Source organism: Janthinobacterium sp. UMAB-60 (genome assembly GCF_900095235.1).
In the GTDB taxonomy this organism is placed as follows: domain Bacteria; phylum Pseudomonadota; class Gammaproteobacteria; order Burkholderiales; family Burkholderiaceae_D; genus Janthinobacterium.
Genome location: NZ_LT607493.1, coordinates 74,704 through 93,585 on the forward strand (window position 1 = coordinate 74,704; position 18,882 = coordinate 93,585).

The 18,882-nt window shown below is 61.0% G+C and carries 14 protein-coding genes; 8 read left to right on the forward strand and 6 right to left on the reverse strand.

The window, feature by feature from the left end:
- Nucleotides 1-11 precede the first annotated feature (11 nt).
- The 3 genes from K0F86_RS18840 (at nucleotide 12) to K0F86_RS18850 (ending at nucleotide 3,981) form a co-directional block, all read left to right on the forward strand.
- Nucleotides 12-1,919: an ATP-binding protein gene (locus K0F86_RS18840; protein WP_219135817.1), complete on the forward strand. Its 1,908-nt coding sequence runs from the start codon at nucleotides 12-14 to the stop codon at nucleotides 1,917-1,919.
- Nucleotides 1,912-3,255: a sigma-54 dependent transcriptional regulator gene (locus K0F86_RS18845; RefSeq protein ID WP_219135818.1), complete on the forward strand. Its 1,344-nt coding sequence runs from the start codon at nucleotides 1,912-1,914 to the stop codon at nucleotides 3,253-3,255. Before K0F86_RS18840 ends, K0F86_RS18845 begins: the two co-directional genes overlap by 8 nt.
- 90 nt (nucleotides 3,256-3,345) lie before the next feature.
- The gene (locus K0F86_RS18850) at nucleotides 3,346-3,981 is read left to right on the forward strand and encodes a hypothetical protein (RefSeq protein WP_219135819.1); all 636 of its coding nucleotides are present in this window, start codon (nucleotides 3,346-3,348) and stop codon (nucleotides 3,979-3,981) included.
- Between the two features lie 6 nt (nucleotides 3,982-3,987).
- Here K0F86_RS18850 and K0F86_RS18855 read toward each other — a convergent pair whose 3' ends face one another.
- Nucleotides 3,988-4,731: a metallophosphoesterase gene (locus tag K0F86_RS18855; protein ID WP_219135820.1), complete on the reverse strand. Its 744-nt coding sequence runs from the start codon at nucleotides 4,729-4,731 to the stop codon at nucleotides 3,988-3,990.
- Between the two features lie 228 nt (nucleotides 4,732-4,959).
- Here K0F86_RS18855 and K0F86_RS18860 point away from each other — a divergent pair, with 228 nt between their 5' ends.
- On the forward strand, nucleotides 4,960-5,808 hold the full coding sequence (locus tag K0F86_RS18860) for an OprO/OprP family phosphate-selective porin (protein ID WP_219135821.1): 849 nt from the start codon (nucleotides 4,960-4,962) through the stop codon (nucleotides 5,806-5,808).
- A 6-nt stretch (nucleotides 5,809-5,814) separates the two neighbouring features.
- Here the strand turns inward: K0F86_RS18860 and K0F86_RS18865 are convergent, their stop codons facing one another.
- Nucleotides 5,815-6,324: a GNAT family N-acetyltransferase gene (locus K0F86_RS18865; RefSeq protein WP_219135822.1), complete on the reverse strand. Its 510-nt coding sequence runs from the start codon at nucleotides 6,322-6,324 to the stop codon at nucleotides 5,815-5,817.
- A gap of 257 nt (nucleotides 6,325-6,581) precedes the next feature.
- Here K0F86_RS18865 and K0F86_RS18870 point away from each other — a divergent pair, with 257 nt between their 5' ends.
- The 3 genes from K0F86_RS18870 (at nucleotide 6,582) to K0F86_RS18880 (ending at nucleotide 11,703) form a co-directional block, all read left to right on the forward strand.
- Nucleotides 6,582-7,499 carry an ABC transporter ATP-binding protein gene (locus K0F86_RS18870; RefSeq protein ID WP_219135823.1) on the forward strand — a complete coding sequence of 306 codons (918 nt, stop codon included), beginning with the start codon at nucleotides 6,582-6,584 and terminating at the stop codon, nucleotides 7,497-7,499.
- Nucleotides 7,500-7,508: 9 nt separating this feature from the next.
- A complete protein-coding gene (locus K0F86_RS18875) occupies nucleotides 7,509-11,090 on the forward strand; it encodes a M1 family aminopeptidase (protein WP_219135824.1) in 3,582 nt (1,193 codons plus the stop codon).
- A 196-nt stretch (nucleotides 11,091-11,286) separates the two neighbouring features.
- Nucleotides 11,287-11,703: a hypothetical protein gene (locus tag K0F86_RS18880; protein ID WP_219135825.1), complete on the forward strand. Its 417-nt coding sequence runs from the start codon at nucleotides 11,287-11,289 to the stop codon at nucleotides 11,701-11,703.
- 20 nt (nucleotides 11,704-11,723) lie between these two features.
- Here the strand turns inward: K0F86_RS18880 and K0F86_RS18885 are convergent, their stop codons facing one another.
- The 4 genes from K0F86_RS18885 to ssb form a co-directional block, all read right to left on the reverse strand.
- The gene (locus tag K0F86_RS18885) at nucleotides 11,724-12,965 is read right to left on the reverse strand and encodes a glycosyltransferase family 39 protein (protein WP_219135826.1); all 1,242 of its coding nucleotides are present in this window, start codon (nucleotides 12,963-12,965) and stop codon (nucleotides 11,724-11,726) included.
- The gene (locus K0F86_RS18890; RefSeq protein ID WP_219135827.1) at nucleotides 12,965-13,330 is read right to left on the reverse strand and encodes an EamA family transporter; all 366 of its coding nucleotides are present in this window, start codon (nucleotides 13,328-13,330) and stop codon (nucleotides 12,965-12,967) included. Before K0F86_RS18890 ends, K0F86_RS18885 begins: the two co-directional genes overlap by 1 nt.
- Nucleotides 13,327-14,778, reverse strand: coding sequence for a UbiA family prenyltransferase (locus K0F86_RS18895; RefSeq protein ID WP_257572229.1), 1,452 nt, complete (start codon nucleotides 14,776-14,778; stop codon nucleotides 13,327-13,329). Before K0F86_RS18895 ends, K0F86_RS18890 begins: the two co-directional genes overlap by 4 nt.
- A 223-nt stretch (nucleotides 14,779-15,001) precedes the next feature.
- Complete coding sequence (gene ssb, locus K0F86_RS18900; RefSeq protein ID WP_071075050.1) at nucleotides 15,002-15,520, reverse strand: single-stranded DNA-binding protein; 519 nt, start codon at nucleotides 15,518-15,520, stop codon at nucleotides 15,002-15,004.
- 381 nt (nucleotides 15,521-15,901) lie between these two features.
- Here ssb and uvrA point away from each other — a divergent pair, with 381 nt between their 5' ends.
- On the forward strand, nucleotides 15,902-18,751 hold the full coding sequence (gene uvrA / locus K0F86_RS18905; protein WP_219135829.1) for an excinuclease ABC subunit UvrA: 2,850 nt from the start codon (nucleotides 15,902-15,904) through the stop codon (nucleotides 18,749-18,751).
- The last annotated feature ends 131 nt before the right edge of the window (nucleotides 18,752-18,882 follow it).

Sequence of the window (18,882 nt, forward strand, 5' to 3'; positions counted from 1 at the left end):
CAGCTGATTTTATGAATAGCAGTAGTAAACCCTCCCTTTCCTGGCGCCAGCGCCTGGCGCAACGGTCGGGCCGCGAAACGCTGGCCTGGGGCGTGGTGCTGGCCGCCTGCCTGACGACCGTCTGGCTCGTGTATTTCTGGACGGAGCGCATCGCCATCGGCAAGCTGCAGGCGAGCGGCGTACAGCGCCTGGAAGTGTATGTCAGCAGCCTGGAAAATGCGCTGGAGAAATACGACTTCCTGCCCAAGACGCTGGAGCTGAACCGCGACGTGATCCGCCTGCTGCAGCACCCGGAAGACCCGGTGCTGGTCGATACGGTCAACCATTACCTGGAGCAGATGAATGCCCAGGCGAAATCGTCGACCATTTTCATTAGCAACCTCGACGGCAACACGCGGGCCGCCAGCAACTGGCAGGGGCCCGACAGCTTTATTGGCGACAATATCTCGTTCCGCCCGTATGCCCAGGACGCCCTGCGGGGCACGCCGGGACGTTTTTATGGCGTCGGCACGACGCGGCTGGAGCCCGGCTACTTCTTTGCCCATGGCATCTACCAGAATGGCCACATGCTGGGCCTGGCAACGGTGAAGGTGAACCTGGAAACCCTGGAAAAACGCTGGGTGCAAGGCGCCGACAAGGTGATGCTGGCCGACGAGCACGGCGTGATCTTCCTCAGTTCCATGGCCGACTGGAAATACAAGACCCTGGCGCCGCTGTCGCCCGCCATCGTTGAGGAACTCAACCGCACGCGCCAGTATTACTCGAAGCAGCTGGAAGCCATCCCCTTCGTCTCGGACCGCCAGCTGGGCAATGGCGCGCGCGTGATCAGCGTGCGCGAGCAGGAACACGCCGACACGCCACCGAAGATCAGCTCCAGCGTGATGACGCAGATCAAGCTCAAGTCGCCGCAAGGCTGGACTTTCATTTACCTGTCCGACCTGGCACAGGCGAAAGCCAGCGCGCGCGCGGCGGCCGCCTTCTCTTGCGTGCTGCTGGGCTTTTTCATGCTGCTGTTCTTTTACCTGCGCCAGCGCCGCGCAGCCGTGGCGCAAAAACTGCGCGCCCGCGAAGACTTGCAACATGCCTACGACAACCTGGAAGCCATGGTCGAGGAACGCACCTCGGAACTCAATGCCATGACGCAAAGCCTGAGCCAGGAAATCGAGGTGCGCAGCAAGGCCGAGCAAAAGCTCCACATCACGCAAAACGAATTGTTTCAAGCAGGTAAGATGGCCGTGCTGGGACAAATGTCGGCCAGCATCACGCATGAGCTCAACCAGCCACTGACGGCGCTGCGCACCATGTCCGACAATGCCGTCATCCTGCTCGAGCGGGGACGGCTCGACGATGCGCGGCGCAACCTGGCGAAGATCTCGCAAATTGCGGCCAGGATGGGGACCATTACGGGTCAATTGAAGATTTTCGCGCGCAAATCGACGACCAGCCTGACCTCCGTCTCGATACCCACGGCGATCAGCAATGCCCTGTTCCTGGTCGAGCGCCGCCTGCAGGTGGAAAATGTGCGTTTCACTTTGCAACTGCCGCCCGAAGACATCTTCGCCATGTGCGAAAGCAACCGCCTGGAGCAGGTGCTGGTGAACCTGTACGCGAATGCGCTCGATGCCATGAACGGCAGCGACGTGCGCAGCCTGCGCGTGGCCGTCGAATGCACGCCGGAGCACGTGCTGATCCATGTGGCCGACACGGGGCCGGGCCTGTCGACGGAAGTGTACGAACACCTGTTCGAACCGTTCTTCACGACCAAGCCGCAAGGACTGGGACTGGGCCTGGGCCTGGCCATTTCCGAACAGATCACGCGCCAGTTCGGCGGCATGCTGCGCGCCGAAAACGCCCCCGGCGGCGGCGCCATCTTCACCATCGAACTACAGATTGCAACGCAGGAGGAAAAACATGTTTGACGGCTTGAAGGTCTTGCTGGTCGAAGACGACCCCACCGTACGCGAAGGCAGCGAGCAGGCACTGCAGCTGGCCGGCCTGGACGTGCTGGCCTTCCACTCGGCCGAGCTGGCCTATAAACTGCTGACGCCGGATTTCCCCGGCATCGTCGTCAGCGACGTGCGCCTGCCCGGCATGAGCGGCCTGGAATTGCTGCAAGCGGTCAAGACGCTCGATGCCAACCTGCCCGTGATCCTCGTCACGGGCCACGGCGACATCACGATGGCCGTGCACGCCATGCGCACGGGCGCCTACGATTTCATCGAAAAGCCGTATTCGTCCGAGCAACTGGTCGACGTCATCCTGCGCGCGCTGGAAACACGGCGGCTGACGCTGGAAGTGCACAGCCTGCGCCGCCAGTTGGAAGACGGCGGTGGCATCGAGGCGCGCTTATTGGGTAATTCCGTGGCGATGCGCGACATACGGCGTTTGATACTCGACGTTGCCGACGAACCGGCCGACGTACTGATCTATGGCGACACGGGCACGGGCAAGGAAATGGTGGCCCGCTGCCTGCACGACTTCAGCCACCGCCGCAAGCACAACTTTGTCGCCGTCAACTGCGGCGCGATTCCCGAAAGCATATTTGAAAGCGAAGTCTTCGGCCACGAACCGGGCGCATTCACGGGCGCGGCCAAGCGGCAGGTGGGCAAGATCGAGCACGCGGACCACGGCACTTTTTTCCTCGACGAAATCGAAAGCCTGCCCCTGTCCCTGCAAGTCAAATTGCTGCGCGTGCTGCAGGAACGCTATATCGAACGGCTTGGTTCCAACGTGCCCACGCCCGTCGACGTGCGCGTCATCGCGGCGGCCAAGCTGGACCTGGAAGACTTGTCGCAGCAGCAGAAATTCCGCAGCGACCTGTACTACCGCCTGAATCTGATCGTGCTGCATTTGCCGCCCTTGCGCGAACGGCGCGAAGACATTCCCATCCTGTTCGAGCACTTCGTGCTGGCCGCCGCCACCCGCTACAACCGCGCCGCGCCCGTGGTCTCCAGCGCACAGATGCGCAACCTGATGGCCCATTCCTGGCCCGGCAATGTGCGCGAACTGCGCAATATCGCCGACCGCTTCGTGCTCGGTATCGCCGGCGGCGCTTCGAGCCTGCTGGCGGGCAATCAGGCCAGCCCCCTGTCGCTGGCGGAGCAGGTGAACGGCTTCGAACGCGCGCTGATCGAACAGGAACTGCGCGCATATTCCGGCAACGTCAGCGAAGTGAGCACGGTGCTCGGCTTGCCGAAACAAACCCTGTATCACAAGATGCAGAAGTACAACCTGGTGGCGGAAGAGTTCCGCTAAGGTAAGGCACGGTGACAAGCTTGTTAAAAAGAGCAGTAATGTATTGCCTTATGGTATATATTGTTTCTTTTTGATAATTTCTTTAAACCAATGAAAAAACCTGCTTTCCTTTTTTCCCTCTTGCTCAGCGCCACCAGCTTTGCCCAGGATATCGCCACCACCGAAACACCCGCTGCCGCTGCCGAGGCGGCCAGCACGCCAGCGGCGCCGGCAATATCCACCGTCAGCCGTCTGCGCCTGTTCGGCCAGAATGGCGCCACCGCCTTCCTGTACCGCGACAGCAGCTGCATCCGCGGCATGTTCAGCGATGGCGTGGAAAAGGCCAGCGGCGGCATGAGCTCCGCCTTCGGCTCCTTCATCGGCAGCGTCAGCAATACCAGCCTGGGCATCGCCGAGACGGAAACGTCGAAAAACCTGTCGCGCAAAGATGGGATTTTCTCGAAAGCCTATTTCCGTGAATATGAAGTTCCAGCCGACAAGCCAAGTAGCCTGCGTATTGGCTTCCGGGACGTTTCGCCATTTTATGTGGTCAACGGCATCAACTATGAAACCGTCTCGCCCAGCTGCAGTGGCGACATCACCTTCACGCCGCGCGCCGGCGAGGATTACGAAGCGGCGTTCTCGTGGGAAGGCAAGCGCTGCAGCATCAGCATCAATCGGGTGATCGCCAGGGACGGCAAGACGGAACTGGTGCCCGTGCCCGTCACCCGCGCGCCAAGCTGCTGATATACCTCAGGCGGTGCCGACGTAGCCCGTGCGCAAGGGCGTGACCCAGTCGGGCCGGCCGTTGGCCAGCGCCAGCCGCGCCGCCTTGTCCCAGTCATACTCGACCGCGTGCAACTGCGCCGTCCAGGCACCGTTCGCGCCCTGCTCGGCAATCGCGTAGCGCGCGTGCGGCGTGCCGTTCTCCATCACGTGCGGATAGCCGTGATCGTCATCGTAGGCCTGCAAGCCCACGCTGCCAGGATTGACGACCAGCCGCCCATCGTCCAGGCGCAACATGCGCGGCATGTGCGTGTGGCCGCACAGGATCAGGGCCGCGTCGGCCGTCCCGGCCCGTTCCGCCACCTCCTGCGGCGTGGCGGCGCGGCTGCCTTGCGGCGTGACGCTGTCGAGAAAATACACGAGGTCGCTTGTCGGCGTGCCGTGCACGAGCAGCACGTCCTTGCGCAAGCGCAAGGTGGCCGGCAGCGCGTCCATCCACGCGAGTTGCTCGGGCAACAGTTGCGCGCGCGCAAAGGCGTCCGACGCGCCCATGCGGGCCGGGTCGCCCAGCAACTGGCGCTCATGGTTGCCACGGATGGTGGGCAGGTCCAGCGCCATCAGGCGCGCCGCCGTGGCGCGCGGCTGCAGATGGCCCGAGACGATATCGCCGAGGTTGACGGTCAGGTCCACGCCCCGTTGCGCGATGTCGGCCAGCACGGCCTCGAGCGCGTCGAGGTTGCCGTGGATATCGGAAATGGCGGCGATTTTCATGCGATGTCTCCTCCTTGTGCACACCATTCTGCCCGCGTCCCGCGTTGCAGGCAATGCCGGGGTGTGTACCAGCTGTTACACACGGTAGGACAAATCCGACGGGAATTTGCGCCGTGCGGCTACGTAATCCAAAAGTAACAATTGCTACCATTTCCACATTGCACTGTTGCCCAGCGTGGACCACCCATGTGTCGCAACAGTTTTCACTTTATCTTGAGGAGTTGTCCCATGGTTGTTACGTCCGTCCCCGCCCGCCTGTCCCCACTCCGTTTTCAGCATCTCGCCTTGCGCGGCGCCATGATGCTGGGTGTGCTGGGCATGGCCACGGCGGCCGCCACGGCGCGGGCCGAGCCATCGCCCACGCTGGACCGTGTCAGCATCTCGGTGGGCGCATTTTCCGCCGATCCGCGCATCAATATCGGCGCCGACACGCAGTTTGGCCGTATCGACGCGCCCGAATCGAAGCAAAGCCACACGACCATCCCCCGCATCAAGGCGGATTTGCTGATCGGCGACCGCCATGGCCTGGCATTCGACTACTACCGTTACGACAAATCCTACACGCCAAGCTTGACGGGCGAGACCATCATCAATGGCCAGCCCGTCACGGGCACGGCCACGGCGAATGCGGATCTGAAGCTGGACCTGGCCAAGCTGGCCTATAAATGGTGGCTGGGCAGCGGCAACGACACCTTCGGCATCGGCCTGGGCGCCGCCTACTACCATGCCAACCTGAACGGCACGGCCACCGGCGTCGTCAATGGCGAAACGGCCACGGCGCGCGATTCCATCGGCGAGCATGCGTTTGCGCCGCTGCTGGAAGTGGGCTGGCGCCACGCCTTCACGCCGGACTTGCGCATGTATGCGGAAGCGTCGGGCATCAAGAAAAATGGCGGGCGCATCAACGGTCACATCTACGGCGGCAATGTCGGCGTGGAATGGTTTCCGTTCAAGAACATCGGATTCGTGGCCGATTACGGCATCTCGAAAATCAAGCTGCACCGCGACAGCGAACGCGATGCCGACCTGAACATTCGCCTGACGGGACCGTCGGCGTATGTGAAAGTGCGCTTCTAAACGCGCTCAGGCCGCCGGTTTCAGCAAGGTCAGCTGGAACTGCGGCAAGGCCGGATCATCGTACGCCTCGACCCTGGCAAACGGCAGGCGCGCAAACGCCTGCCGCCAGAACGCGCAGGCAGCGGTATCGTCGCGAAACGTTGCCACCAGCCACGTCCGCCCGCTGTCCAGCAGCACCCTGCGCACCACTTCCAGCGCCACGCCCCGGCGACGGTATTGCTTCAGAATAAAAAAGTCGCTGAACTCCTGCACCGCCAGCCCGCCCGCCATGCCAGGCTCCGTGAGGAAAAAGCCCGCCAGTTCGCCATCGACCTCGATCCAGCTGGCCGTGTGGCCGGCTGCATGCACATACGACGCCAGCCCCGCATCGCACACGTCGTAGCGGCCATCGGCCAGCAGCGCCTCACCGCTCCAGGCGGCATTGTCATAACAGTACAGTTGAAACAGCCGCGCCAGTGCCTCCTCTTCGCCCGGGGCAATGGCGCGCAAGGCGATGATCTTGTCTATGACATGCATGAAAGCTTTCCTCCGCGGTGGCGTCGATCCAGTGCGCGATGGTATCACCGTCACTCATCCCCGCCTGGGGCATTTCATGCCCGTCTTTCCACCTCCGGTCGCAAAAAGCTTACTTTTTTTCTAATTGCTTATATATTATTGCCTTTAAGTAATATCCGCCATCGCGGTTGACCGCAAACAAGGGCGATCCCCTTACACAGACCGGCAGACAGGTATCTGCCGGCTTTTTTAGACCCAAGCTCTGGAGAGTGCCGCACATGCTATCGATCAAACAGCTGAACAAAACGTATGCCAATGGCGTCAAGGCCATCAATGATGTCAGCCTGGAGATTCCCAACGGAATGTTCGGCTTGCTGGGACCGAATGGCGCAGGCAAGTCCTCGTTGATGCGTACCATTGCCACCTTGCAAGATCCCGACAGCGGCAGCATCCATTTCGATGGCCTCGATGTGCTCAAGGACAAGGCCGGCCTGCGCCGCCAGCTCGGCTATTTGCCGCAGGATTTCGGCGTCTATCCGAAGGTCAGCGCGGAAACCTTGCTCAACCACTTTGCCGTCTTGAAAGGTTTGACGGAAAAGGGGCCGCGCAAGGAAGCCGTGGAAGCCTTGCTGCAGCAAACCAATCTGTGGGAAGCGCGCAAGCGCAACCTGGGCACGTATTCGGGCGGCATGCGCCAGCGCTTCGGCATCGCCCAGGCCCTGCTGGGCGCGCCGCGCCTGGTGATCGTCGATGAGCCCACTGCCGGCCTGGACCCGGACGAACGCAACCGCTTCCTGAACCTGCTGGCGAAGATCGGCGAGCAAGTGGTGGTGATTCTGTCGACGCACATCGTCGATGACGTGACGGACCTGTGCCCGCGCATGGCCATGATCGTCAAGGGACAGGTGCTGGTGCAGGGCGAGCCGCAGGCGGCCATCGATACCTTGCACGGCAAGGTGTGGCGCCGCAGTGTCACGACGGAAGAACTGACGCAGTACCAGCAAACCCTGAACGTGCTGTCGACGCGCTTGGTGGGCGGCAAGCCGCAAATCAACGTGTATGCCGACAGCCAGCCCGACAGCGGCTTCGTGCAGATCGCCGCCGATCTGGAAGACGTGTATTTCCTGCACGTGCGCAACGCCGCCCGCCACGGCGCCGCGGCTCCCGCTGCGGCACCGTCCGCCGTGGCAGCGTAAGGGGCCGCCATGTGGAAGGAATTTTTCAAGTTTGACCTCGTCTACCAGCTGAAACAGCCGCTGCTGTGGGTCTTTGCCGTCATCATGGCCCTGATGGCCTTTGGCGCCACCACCAGCGACTCGGTGCAGATCGGTGGCGCCATCGGCAACATCAACCGCAACGCTCCCACGGTGGTGGCGCAGATGCTGGGCATCTTCAGCCTGCTGGCGATGTTTCTCGTCACCGTCTTCATCGCCGGCGCCGTGCTGCGCGACAGCGAAGTGGGCATGGCCGACATGCTGTTCGCCACGCCCATGCGCAAGTGGGATTACCTGTTCGGCCGCTTCGCCGCCGGCTTTGTCGCCTGCCTGGTGATCTTCGTCGCCATTGCCCTGGCCACCATGCTCGGCCCCGTCATGCCCTGGGTCGATGCGCAGCGCGTGGGCGCGTTCTCGCTGCAGGCGTATGCCTGGAGCTTCGCCGTCATCGTGATCCCCAACCTGCTCTTCATCGGCGCCCTGCTGATGCTGCTGGCGGCCACCACGCGTTCGATGATGCTCGTGTACGTGGGCGTGCTGGGCTTTTTCGTGCTGTGGGCCATGGCCGGGGTGTTTACGCGCGACATCAACAATGAATGGTATGCCGTGCTGCTCGACCCCTTCGGCGTGCGCGCCTTTGGCCGCATGACGCGCTACTTCACGGCCGCCGAGTCGAATGCCAGCCTGCCGCCACTGTCCGGTTTCCTGCTGGCCAACCGCTTGCTGTGGCTGGGCATCACCGTCGTGCTGTTTGCCGCCACCGTTATCCTCTTCAAGCCGCAGCGCACGGGCACGGGCAAGCGCCTGTTCGGCAAGCACAAGACGCCTGCGACCGCGCCGGCCGTCACCGCGCCGCTGCACCTGCCGCGCAGCATTCCCACCTTTACCCCGGCAACGGCCTGGCGCCAGTGGTGGCAGATCCTGCGCTTCGATGCCGCCGGCGTCTTCAAGAGCGTGCCCTTCCTCGTCATGCTGCTGTTCGGCATCATCAACCTGATCGCCGGCTCCAGCGTGGGCAAGAACATGTACGGCACGGCCGTGTATCCGATGACCCATTTGATGCTGCAAAGTATCAACAACAGCTTCAGCTTCCTGTTGATCATCATCGTCACCTTTTATGCGGGTGAGCTGATCTTCAAGGAGCGCCAGGTCAAGATCGCCGACGTCAGCGATGCCATGCCCGTACCCGGCTGGGTGCCCCTGCTGGCCAAGTGCACGGCCCTGGTCGGCGTCATCGCCGGCTACCTGCTGGTGGGCGTCATCACCGCCATCGGTTTCCAACTCGTCAAGGGCGGCGCGCCCGTGGAACTGGGCCTGTACCTGAAAGGCACCCTGCTCGGTTCCCTCTTCTTCGTGTTGATGGGATTGTGCGCCCTCACCCTGCAAGTGCTGTCGAATAACAAGTTCATCGGCTACCTGCTGGTGATCCTGCTGATGGTGGCGCAAGCCGTGCTGGGCATGCTGCACCTGGAACACAATCTGTACGCCTTCGGCGGCACGCCGGCCATCAAGTATTCGGACATGAATGGCTATGGCCACTTCCTGGCTGGCTGGTCCTGGTTTGCGCTGTACTGGAGCCTGTTTACCGTGGCCCTCGTCATGCTGGCCCGTGCGTTCTGGGTACGCGGCCTGTCCGTCGACTGGCGCGCGCGCGTGCGCCTGGCCCGCCAGCGCCTGCAAGGCCGCGCCGGCGCCGCCCTGGCCGTAGTCGTGCTGTGCTGGGCAGGCACGGGCGGCTGGATCTTCTACAACACGAACGTGCTGAACAAGTACGAGACGTCGGACATCGGCATGGACAAGCAAGCCCGCTACGAGAAATTGTACAAGCAATACAAGGGCTTGCCGCAGCTGAAGATCACCGACGTCCAGGCCGATGTGGATATCTATCCTGAGCAACGCAAGGTATTGATCAAGGGTCACTACGTGCTGCAAAACAAGACGCAGCAACCGCTCGACACCCTGCGCATCCAGCTCAACCCGGACCTGGAAACGCACTGGTTGAACTTGCCTGAGCACAAGGTCGCGCTCGATGACAAGGAACTCGGCTTCAGCATCCTCAAGCTGGCCCGGCCCCTGGTGCCGGGCGCCACCCTGCCGCTGGACTTCACGGTGGCCGTCACGCATCAGGGTTTCACCAACGACGGCGCGCCGGACCAGGTCAACCTGAACGGCAGCTTCTTCAACAACCAGGCCTTCTTCCCCCACTTCGGCTACGCGAAGGAAATGGAGTTGACGGATCGCAACGAACGGCGCAAACGGGGCCTGGGCGAACCGCAGCGCATGGCCAAGCTGGAAGACAAGTCGGCCTACGGCAACACCGTTTTTGGCAATGAAGCGGACTGGATCAATTTCGACACCACCGTCTCCACCAGCGGCGAGCAGATCGCGCTGGCGCCTGGTTACCTGCAGGCAAGCTGGGAAAAGGATGGCCGCCGCTATTACCGCTACAAGATGGACCAGCCGATGATGCCGTTCTTTGCCTACCTGTCGGCCCGCTGGGAAGTCAAAAAAGGCGACTGGCATGGCGTGCCGATCGAAATTTACTTTGATAAAAAGCATGGCTACAACACGGACCGCATGATTACCTCCGTGCAAAAGTCGCTCGATTACTACACCACCCAGTTCACGCCCTACCAGCACAAGCAGGTGCGCATCCTGGAGTTTCCGGGCTACCAGAGCTTCGCGCAGTCGTTTGCCAATACGATTCCGTATTCGGAAGGCATCGGCTTCATCGCCGACCTGCGCGACAAGGATGACATCGACTACGTGTTCTACGTCACGGCGCATGAAATGGCGCACCAGTGGTGGGGCCACCAGGTGATCGGCGCCAACGTACAGGGCGCCACCATGCTGATGGAATCGCTGTCGCAGTACTCGGCGCTGATGGTGATGGAAAAGGAATATGGCCGCGAAAAAATGCGCCGCTTCCTGCGCTATGAACTGGACCGCTACCTGAGCGGGCGCGGCGGCGAAGCCATCGAGGAACAGCCGCTGGCGCGCGTGGAAGGACAGCAATACATCCACTACAACAAAGGCAGCCTGGTGTTCTACCGCCTGCGCGACGAGCTCGGCGAGGAAGCCCTGAACCGTGCCCTGAAACGCTATCTGCAAGACAAGGGCTATCAGCAGGCGCCGTTCACCACCACCCTGGAACTGCTGGCCTACATCCGCGCCGAAGCGCCGCAGGACAAGCAGGCGCTGATCACGGACCTGTTCGAGAAGATCGTCTTCTACGACAACCGCGTGACGCAAGCGTCGGCCGTACAGCGCAAGGATGGCCAGTGGGATGTCACCATGCAGTTGCACCTGGCCAAGCTGGAGTCCGATGGCAAGGGCAAGGAAAGCGCGCGCGCCTATGACGAGCCGGTGGAAATCGCCATCTTCGCGCGCGCCCCTGGCGCCAAAGAAAAGGATGAAACAGTCCTGTTCACGGACAAGCGCAGGGTGTCGGGCAGCGACCCGGTGATTACCATCACCGTGAAGGACAAACCGTTCGAAGTAGGTGTTGATCCTTACAACAAAATGATCGACCGCGTCCCGCGCGATAACCGCAAGGAAATCACTTTCAATTAAGCTAGATTCAAGGCGCTTGATGCTACGCAAACAGGCAGTGCATTCGACGAGTGCGCGGCCTGTTTTTTTATGTGCAATCAAGCCGGGGCAATACTGGCCATGCGCGCGCTGCCGTACAGGCGCATGGCAAGCGCTGGCGTAAGATGGGCGGCATCACCATCCCAGCTTATTCGTCCACGTTGAAAGGAAATGCCCTATGCCGCGTCGTCCACTATCCCTCCGCGCCAGCCTGCTGCTGGCGGCCCTCGTTTTCACCACGCCCGCCTGGAGCGCCGATCCTGTCCACAAGGAAAACGTCGAATTGACGGCAGGCAAGAGCGCGCACAGCGTGAAAGGCAAGATCAAGGGCTACGCCACGGCCGAGTACACGGTCACTGGCAAGGCCGGCCAGACCCTCAGCGTCAAGCTGAAAACCAATCAGCCATCGAATTACTTCAATATCCGCCAGCCAGGCCAGGAAGAAGCCCTGTTCATCGGCTCGACCAGCGGCAACAGTTACCAGGCGAAACTGCCGGCCGATGGCGAGTACACGGTGCAGGTGTATTTGATGCGCAACGCGGCGCGCAGGAATGCGGTGGCGAATTACAGCCTGGAGATGCGGCTGCGCGATTGAGTCTCCGGCAGCATGACAGCTTATCTGGCCCGATTCGCCGCCGGGGGGCGGGCCGCCACCAGTGATTCAAGCACCAGGCCCGCCATCACTGCCAGGACCGGCATGATGGGTTCACGGTATCGGAATATCACGTAAAACAACATGTGAACGCCGGTGTAGCACGCAAGCGCCAGCCAGAGCAGGCCGACCTGCCGATTTCTGAGCCTTGGCATCAGCAGCGTCCCAATCGCAGCGGCAAGCAGGACCAGGAACTGTAGCGCCCACAAGAGACGAACCAGCTTTTCTGCCGGCGACGGATCTCCTTTGCCCTCATGGAAGGGCGGCGTCCAGAAGTAAGCCGCTTTCTTCACGGCCAACGTCAGGAACGCTGTTGGATGGGCCTGCACCCAAGAAATAGCTTCCTGTTTCAAGGTCTCGGAGGCCTGGACTTCTCCCGTTTTCCGAAGGGCATCCCAGGTAGGGCCACATGGTGTCTCCGAGATGGAAACAAACATGCCTGTCGCAGCCGGGTTGTTACCCAAATACAGATTGAAGCCGCCATTGGTGTTCAAGACAGGTGCGCCTATCACTTGCATGTTCCTGAGCAGCCATGGGCCAGACATCACCAACGCAACTGACAGCGCGAGCATGGCCATGCTTAGCCGCTGAGCCATCGATGCGGGAGACAGCAGCAACGCCAAGGCAAGGACCGCCAGCAATGACAAGGCGGCATTGCCAGTCAATGCCAGCAGACCCAAGAGTGCCCCGCAGCCGATCGCCACTGTATTCGAGGACTGACGCGCCAATCTCAGTGCGCACCACATGACACCCAGCATCAGGGGAATCATCAAGTTTTCCTTGGCCAGATACATCCCATAGATGGCGTTCGGAAGGTATAGCGCCCAGGCGAGTGCGGCGATGAGACGCCCCAACCTGCCTGCGCCCGCTTCCTTGGCCAGCAGATAGCACAGGATGATTGCCACCGCTCCCAGGAACATGTTTACCAGGCGAACCGCCAGGAGGTCTTCGCCAAAGAGGAAAAAGACAGGGGCGAGGATAAACAGGGAATAGCCCGCGTTATACATCGCATGGTTGCCCATGCTGTCGACAATTCCGTGTCCGCCAAGCAAGTTGAGCGCCATACTCCTGTAGGCAAGTTCATCGCTTTCTGGCACATGCTGGAAGTAGGCCATCGCCGCAACCCTCAGGGCAAAACCGAGGCCTGCGATGATTGCCAGCCACAGCCAATCTTGCTGTTGTTGGGTATCAGATTTGTCATTCATCAACTCCTCCCCACCAACAGCACCCCTGTACAAATCAGCGCCACGCCAATCACACGGGGCATGCTTATCTGCTCGCCTAGCAGATAAGCGATTGGCAGGGTGAGCACGAATCCCAGGCCCACCAGGGGATAGGCCTTGCTCACATCCCATTGCGACAGCACGCCAAGCCAGGCCAGCGCTCCCAGGCCATACAGGAGGAAGCCCCCCAGGACATACTTGTCCGTGAGGATATTGATGAGGGTCATGACGGACTTGGGCTCTGCCATCATTGCCTTCACCCCGGCACCGGACATGCCGGTCTTCAATGAGAACTGCGCCATGACGGATAGCGCAATGCTCAGGATGGCAATGCAGAGCGTTTTCATGGGTAGCTACCCAATACGAGGAAATGCGCTCCCAGCATGATGGCCACCATGGCGCAGACGGTCATGCGGCTAGCGTGGTCCTTGAGGGCGTAAATCACCGGGTCATCGTGCATTTCACCCCGCGATGTTTTCACCCACAGGCGCGCAAGCCAGTAAATCAATCCCAGGGCGACTAGCCACAGCATCTGCGGGGTGCCATAACGCCCCTGCGTTTCCGGCGCATTGATGAACAGCCCGAACACCACCACGGCAGAGAGGGCCGCCCCGCCCCCCAGGGGCCACAACACCGCCAGGTCGGTCACCCGGTAATCGCGTCCACGCGCGGCTGCCTTGCCATTCTCTTCCAGGGTGAGCAGCTCCGCACAGCGCTTCACCAGGGCGAGGCTGAGGAACATGAAGACCGAGAAAGCCAACAACCAGGAACTGGTGGCGGTACCAATGGCAACCGAACCTGCCAGGATGCGCAAGGTATACAGCAGGGATAACATGAGCACGTCAATCAGCACGTATTCCTTGAGCACCCAGCTATACGCGCTGGTCAGCACGAGGTAAAGCAGGAGCATCAGGAGGAAGGCATGGGACACCGAGAAGGCCAGAACGAGGGCCAGGAGCAACGCCGCCGCCGCCACGACCAGGCCCTTCAGAATCGACAGGCGGGCACTGGCAAAAGGGCGCAGCCGCTTGCGGGGGTGTGCCCTGTCGCTTTCCAGGTCCCACAGGTCGTTGACCATGTAGGTGGCGGAGGCCGCCAGGGAGAAAGCCATGAAGGCCACGGCCATGGTGAGCATCTTGCCCAGGTCGAGGAAGGAGAATGCCGTCAGCAGGGGGACGAACAGCAACAGATTCTTTAACCACTGGTGGACACGCAGGGCTTTCATCCACACGCCAGGCCCGCAGCGCTCACCTGGAAACTCGCGTTCAATCGGGACATGCCGTCGGACGGTCTGGCCCGTACGCCAGGCGACATCGACCAGCACCGCCGCCTTGGCGGCTTGCCAGATGGGGACATCTGCCTTGCTGTCGCCGGCATAGACAAAGCATGGCCCTACCTGCTCCTGAATGGCTTGCAGCTTGGCCCTGCCCTTGAGGTTGTGACCGGCTTGCGTCGCCAGCACCTTGTCAAACAGGCCCAGGTGCCTGGCCACGTTGCAGGCAATCGAATGGTGGGCCGCCGTCGCCAGGACAATCATGCGGCCCTTCCGCTTTTCCTCGCGCAGGTAATCCAGCAGGGACGCACGGTAAGGGAGGCCTTCGCCCGAGATGCTGGCACGCGCCGCAATGGCTTCCTTGAAGCCTGCCCGCCCTCGCATGAGCCAGAACGGCATGCGGAGCACATTGAGCGGGGATTGTTTCACCACCTTGACGACGGATTCAAGCAGGGTATCGGTTGGCGTCAGCGTGCCGTCAAGATCGACAACCAGGGGCGCTTTGGTCGAAATAGCCACCATGGTCTCCCTATTCTGGTGTGGCATTGCAGATGGCGTGCTGAGAGCAGTCCTTAAATTATAGGGGGGGCCATGATGGCGATCACCAACATAGATCAAGGAAGAGAGCGGTTATCCGCTTGAACTGAAGGCCGGTAGCACCGAAAAGAGACCCAAACATCCAATAAAAACGCCTCGCAAATCAAAGATTCGCGAGGCGTTATTTACAGATGAGCCGTATTGCGTCTTAGAACGGAATATCGTCATCCATATCCGAGAAGTTCGGTGCTGGCTTCGGTGCCGGGCGTGGTGCCGGGGCCGGAGCTGGACGCGGGGCTGGCGCCTGGCGCGGGGCCGGGGCGTCGTAGCCGCCGCCACCGCCACCACCGCCGTAGCTGTCATCGCCACCGCCGGCGTCGCCGCCCATGCCGGAGCGACCGCCCAGCATTTGCATCTGTTCCGCGATGATGTCGGTTGCGTACTTCTCGACGCCGTCCTTGTCCGTGTATTTACGGGTTTGCAGACGGCCTTCGACGTAGACGGACGAGCCTTTTTTCAGGTATTGGCCGACGATTTCCGCCAGGCGGCCGAAGAACGAGATACGGTGCCACTCTGTCAATTCTTTTTGTTCGCCCGTGTTGCGGTCCTTCGATTTGTACGAAGTGGCCACGGCGATGTTGGCGATCGCGTCGCCGCTAGGCATGTAGCGGATTTCCGGGTCACGGCCCAGATTGCCGACGATGATGACTTTGTTGACTGATGCCATGAATAACTCCTGATGAACTGCAGCGGGAGCCGGTGTCCCGCGCGGTAGTTTAGTGTACTAAACGAGGATTATAAGCGACCACGCGGCGCAAAGCATCCGCTTTCTGGCGGACGCCCTCTCCCGCGCGGCAGCACGTTTTTTTCACGGCAGGTGAAAACAAGAAACTTGAATACTGGTATTATATACAGTGTTTAAACGTCTGCACGCATCTGTATCAAACTTTGTCGGGGCACGTTCGCCTGGCGGCGCAATCCGCCCATGAACGCCTCAGGCATGCAGAGCAAAACCCGGCTATAGTTATAGGTTGACCCGTTGTGGCTCCTCATCCGCACCCAGGCACAATGCGCCGGCCGCACCACTCACTGAAAGCAAGGCAATCACATGGAACAGATCCGCATTCGCGGCGCTCGCACGCATAACCTCAAGAATATCAATCTCGATTTGCCGCGCAATAAGCTGATCGTGATTACCGGCCTGTCCGGCTCCGGCAAGTCGTCGCTGGCCTTCGACACCCTGTACGCGGAAGGCCAGCGCCGCTATGTCGAGTCGCTGTCGGCCTACGCGCGCCAGTTTTTGCAGCTGATGGAAAAGCCCGACGTCGACCTGATCGAGGGCTTATCGCCGGCCATCTCCATCGAACAGAAGGCAACGTCGCACAACCCGCGTTCAACGGTGGGCACCGTGACGGAAATCCACGATTATCTGCGCCTGCTGTACGCGCGCGTGGGCACGCCGTACTGCCCCGACCACCCGGAAAACGCGCTGGCCGCCCAGTCCGTGTCGCAAATGGTCGATGCCGTGCTGGCCATGCCGGAAGACACCAAGCTGATGATACTGGCGCCCGTCGTCGCCAACCGCAAGGGCGAACACGTCGACCTGTTCGAGCAGATGCAGGCGCAGGGCTTCGTGCGCTTTCGCGTACAGAGCGGCACGCATGCGTCCAAGATCTATGAAGTCGATGACCTGCCGAAATTAAAGAAGACGGAAAAACATACGATCGACGTCGTCATCGACCGGGTCAAGGTAAACCAGGAAATCAAGCAGCGCCTGGCGGAAAGTTTCGAAACGGCCCTGCGCCTGGCCGATGGCCGCGCCATTGCCTACGAAATGGATACCGCCCAGGAACACGTGTATTCGAATAAATTCGCCTGCAATGTGTGCGGCTATTCCCTCCAGGAACTGGAACCGCGCCTGTTCTCGTTCAACAACCCGATGGGCGCCTGCCCTGAATGCGACGGCCTGGGACACATTGAATTCTTTGACCCGAAACGCATCGTCGCGTTCCCGAACCTGTCGCTGGCGTCGGGCGCCGTCAAGGGCTGGGACCGCCGCAACCAGTTTTACTTCCAGATGCTGTCGAACCTGGCCGCGTTTTACGAATTCGACCTGGACATGCCGTTCGAGCAGCTGGCACTGAATGCACAGCAAGCCGTGCTGTACGGTTCCGGCAAGCAAGTGATTCCGTTTACCTATGTCAACGAGCGGGGCCGCACCGTCATCAAGGAACACACGTTCGAAGGCGTGGTCAACAATCTGCAGCGCCGCTACCGCGAGACGGACTCGATGGCCGTCAAGGAAGAACTGGCCAAGTTCATCAATGAAAAATGCTGCCCCTCATGCGATGGCGCGCGCCTGCGCGTGGAAGCGCGCTTCGTCAAGGTCGGCACGGGCAAGCAGCAGCGCGCCATCTATGAAGTGGCGGGCAAACCGCTGCGCGAGACGCTGGAATTTTTTGAAAAGCTGAAACTGACGGGCGCCAAGAAGGAAATCGCCGACAGGGTCGTGAAGGAAATCATTTCGCGCCTGAAATTCCTCAACAACGTGGGCCTCGATTACCTGTCCTTGGACCGCAGCGCCGACACGCTGTCGGGCGGCGAAGCACAACGCATCCGCCTGGCATCGCAAATCGGCTCCGGTTTGACGGGCGTCATGTATGTGCTCGATGAACCGTCGATCGGCCTGCATCAGCGCGATAATGACCGCCTGATCGAAACGCTGAAACACTTGCGCGACATCGGCAACAGCGTGCTGGTGGTCGAGCACGATGAAGACGCCATCCGCACGGCCGACTACATCGTCGACATGGGCATCGGCGCAGGCGTGCACGGCGGCGAAATCATCGCCGAAGGCACCCTGCAAGACATTCTCAAGAACAAGAAGTCGCTGACGGCGCAATACCTGAACGGCAAGCTGAAAATCGCCGTGCCGGCCAAGCGCCATGTCAGCAATCCGGAAAAGCAATTGGTGATTACTGGCGCGACGGGCAACAACCTGAAGAAGGTGTCGCTGAGCTTGCCGGTGGGCCTGATGACGTGCGTGACGGGCGTATCCGGCTCGGGCAAATCGTCGCTGGTCAACGATACCCTGTACCCTGCCCTGTCGCGCCATTTATATGGTTCGCAGACGGAACCGGCGCCGCACGAATCGATCAGCGGCCTGGAACACTTCGACAAGGTCATTTCCGTCGACCAGGCACCGATCGGCCGCACGCCGCGCTCGAACCCCGCCACCTACACGGGCTTGTTTACACCGATCCGCGATCTGTTCGCCACCGTGCCGACGGCCAAGGAACGCGGCTACAGCGCGGGCCGCTTCTCGTTCAACGTGAAGGGCGGCCGCTGCGAAGCGTGCCAGGGCGATGGCGTGATCAAGGTCGAGATGCACTTCTTGCCCGACGTCTACGTGCCGTGCGACGTGTGCCACGGCAAGCGCTACAACCGCGAAACGCTGGAAGTGCACTACAAGGGCAAGAGCATCACGGAAGTGCTGGGCATGACGGTGGAAGAGGCGCATGAATTCTTCAAGCCCGTGCCCTTGATCGCGCGCAAGCTGCAAACCCTGCTCGACGTGGGCCTCGGCTACATCAAGCTGGGCCAGAGCGCCACCACCTTGTCCGGCGGCGAAGCGCAGCGCGTCAAACTGTCGCTGGAACTGTCCAAGCGCGACACGGGCCGCACCCTGTACATCCTCGATGAACCGACGACGGGCTTGCACTTCCACGACATCGATTTGTTGCTGAAAGTCATACACCGCCTGCGCGACCAGGGCAACACCCTCGTCATCATCGAGCACAACCTGGACGTCATCAAGACGGCCGACTGGCTGGTCGACCTGGGCCCGGAAGGCGGCGCCGGCGGCGGGCAGATCATCGCCACGGGCACGCCGGAAGACGTGGCGCTGAACCCGGCCAGCGTGACGGGGAAATACCTGGGGCCGCTGCTCAAGCAATAACGACGGCAGCGCCATAAAAAACGGCGCGGATTGCTCATGCAATCCGCGCCGTTTCTCTTTTTGCTAGCACCCCAGTCATTGCCGGCGTGTCATTTATCGCACGCCAGTCTTTGCCAGCGTGTTTCTCCCCC

Excerpts from the sequence above, each read along its gene's own strand:
- K0F86_RS18840 (WP_219135817.1), top strand. The coding sequence starts at position 12 with ATGAATAGCAGTAGTAAACCCTCCCTTTCCTGGCGCCAGCGCCTGGCG.
- K0F86_RS18845 (WP_219135818.1), top strand. The coding sequence starts at position 1,912 with ATGTTTGACGGCTTGAAGGTCTTGCTGGTCGAAGACGACCCCACCGTA.
- K0F86_RS18850 (WP_219135819.1), top strand. The coding sequence starts at position 3,346 with ATGAAAAAACCTGCTTTCCTTTTTTCCCTCTTGCTCAGCGCCACCAGC.
- K0F86_RS18855 (WP_219135820.1), bottom strand. The coding sequence starts at position 4,731 with ATGAAAATCGCCGCCATTTCCGATATCCACGGCAACCTCGACGCGCTC.
- K0F86_RS18860 (WP_219135821.1), top strand. The coding sequence starts at position 4,960 with ATGGTTGTTACGTCCGTCCCCGCCCGCCTGTCCCCACTCCGTTTTCAG.
- K0F86_RS18865 (WP_219135822.1), bottom strand. The coding sequence starts at position 6,324 with ATGCATGTCATAGACAAGATCATCGCCTTGCGCGCCATTGCCCCGGGC.
- K0F86_RS18870 (WP_219135823.1), top strand. The coding sequence starts at position 6,582 with ATGCTATCGATCAAACAGCTGAACAAAACGTATGCCAATGGCGTCAAG.
- K0F86_RS18875 (WP_219135824.1), top strand. The coding sequence starts at position 7,509 with ATGTGGAAGGAATTTTTCAAGTTTGACCTCGTCTACCAGCTGAAACAG.
- K0F86_RS18880 (WP_219135825.1), top strand. The coding sequence starts at position 11,287 with ATGCCGCGTCGTCCACTATCCCTCCGCGCCAGCCTGCTGCTGGCGGCC.
- K0F86_RS18885 (WP_219135826.1), bottom strand. The coding sequence starts at position 12,965 with ATGAATGACAAATCTGATACCCAACAACAGCAAGATTGGCTGTGGCTG.
- K0F86_RS18890 (WP_219135827.1), bottom strand. The coding sequence starts at position 13,330 with ATGAAAACGCTCTGCATTGCCATCCTGAGCATTGCGCTATCCGTCATG.
- K0F86_RS18895 (WP_257572229.1), bottom strand. The coding sequence starts at position 14,778 with ATGGTGGCTATTTCGACCAAAGCGCCCCTGGTTGTCGATCTTGACGGC.
- ssb (WP_071075050.1), bottom strand. The coding sequence starts at position 15,520 with ATGGCATCAGTCAACAAAGTCATCATCGTCGGCAATCTGGGCCGTGAC.
- uvrA (WP_219135829.1), top strand. The coding sequence starts at position 15,902 with ATGGAACAGATCCGCATTCGCGGCGCTCGCACGCATAACCTCAAGAAT.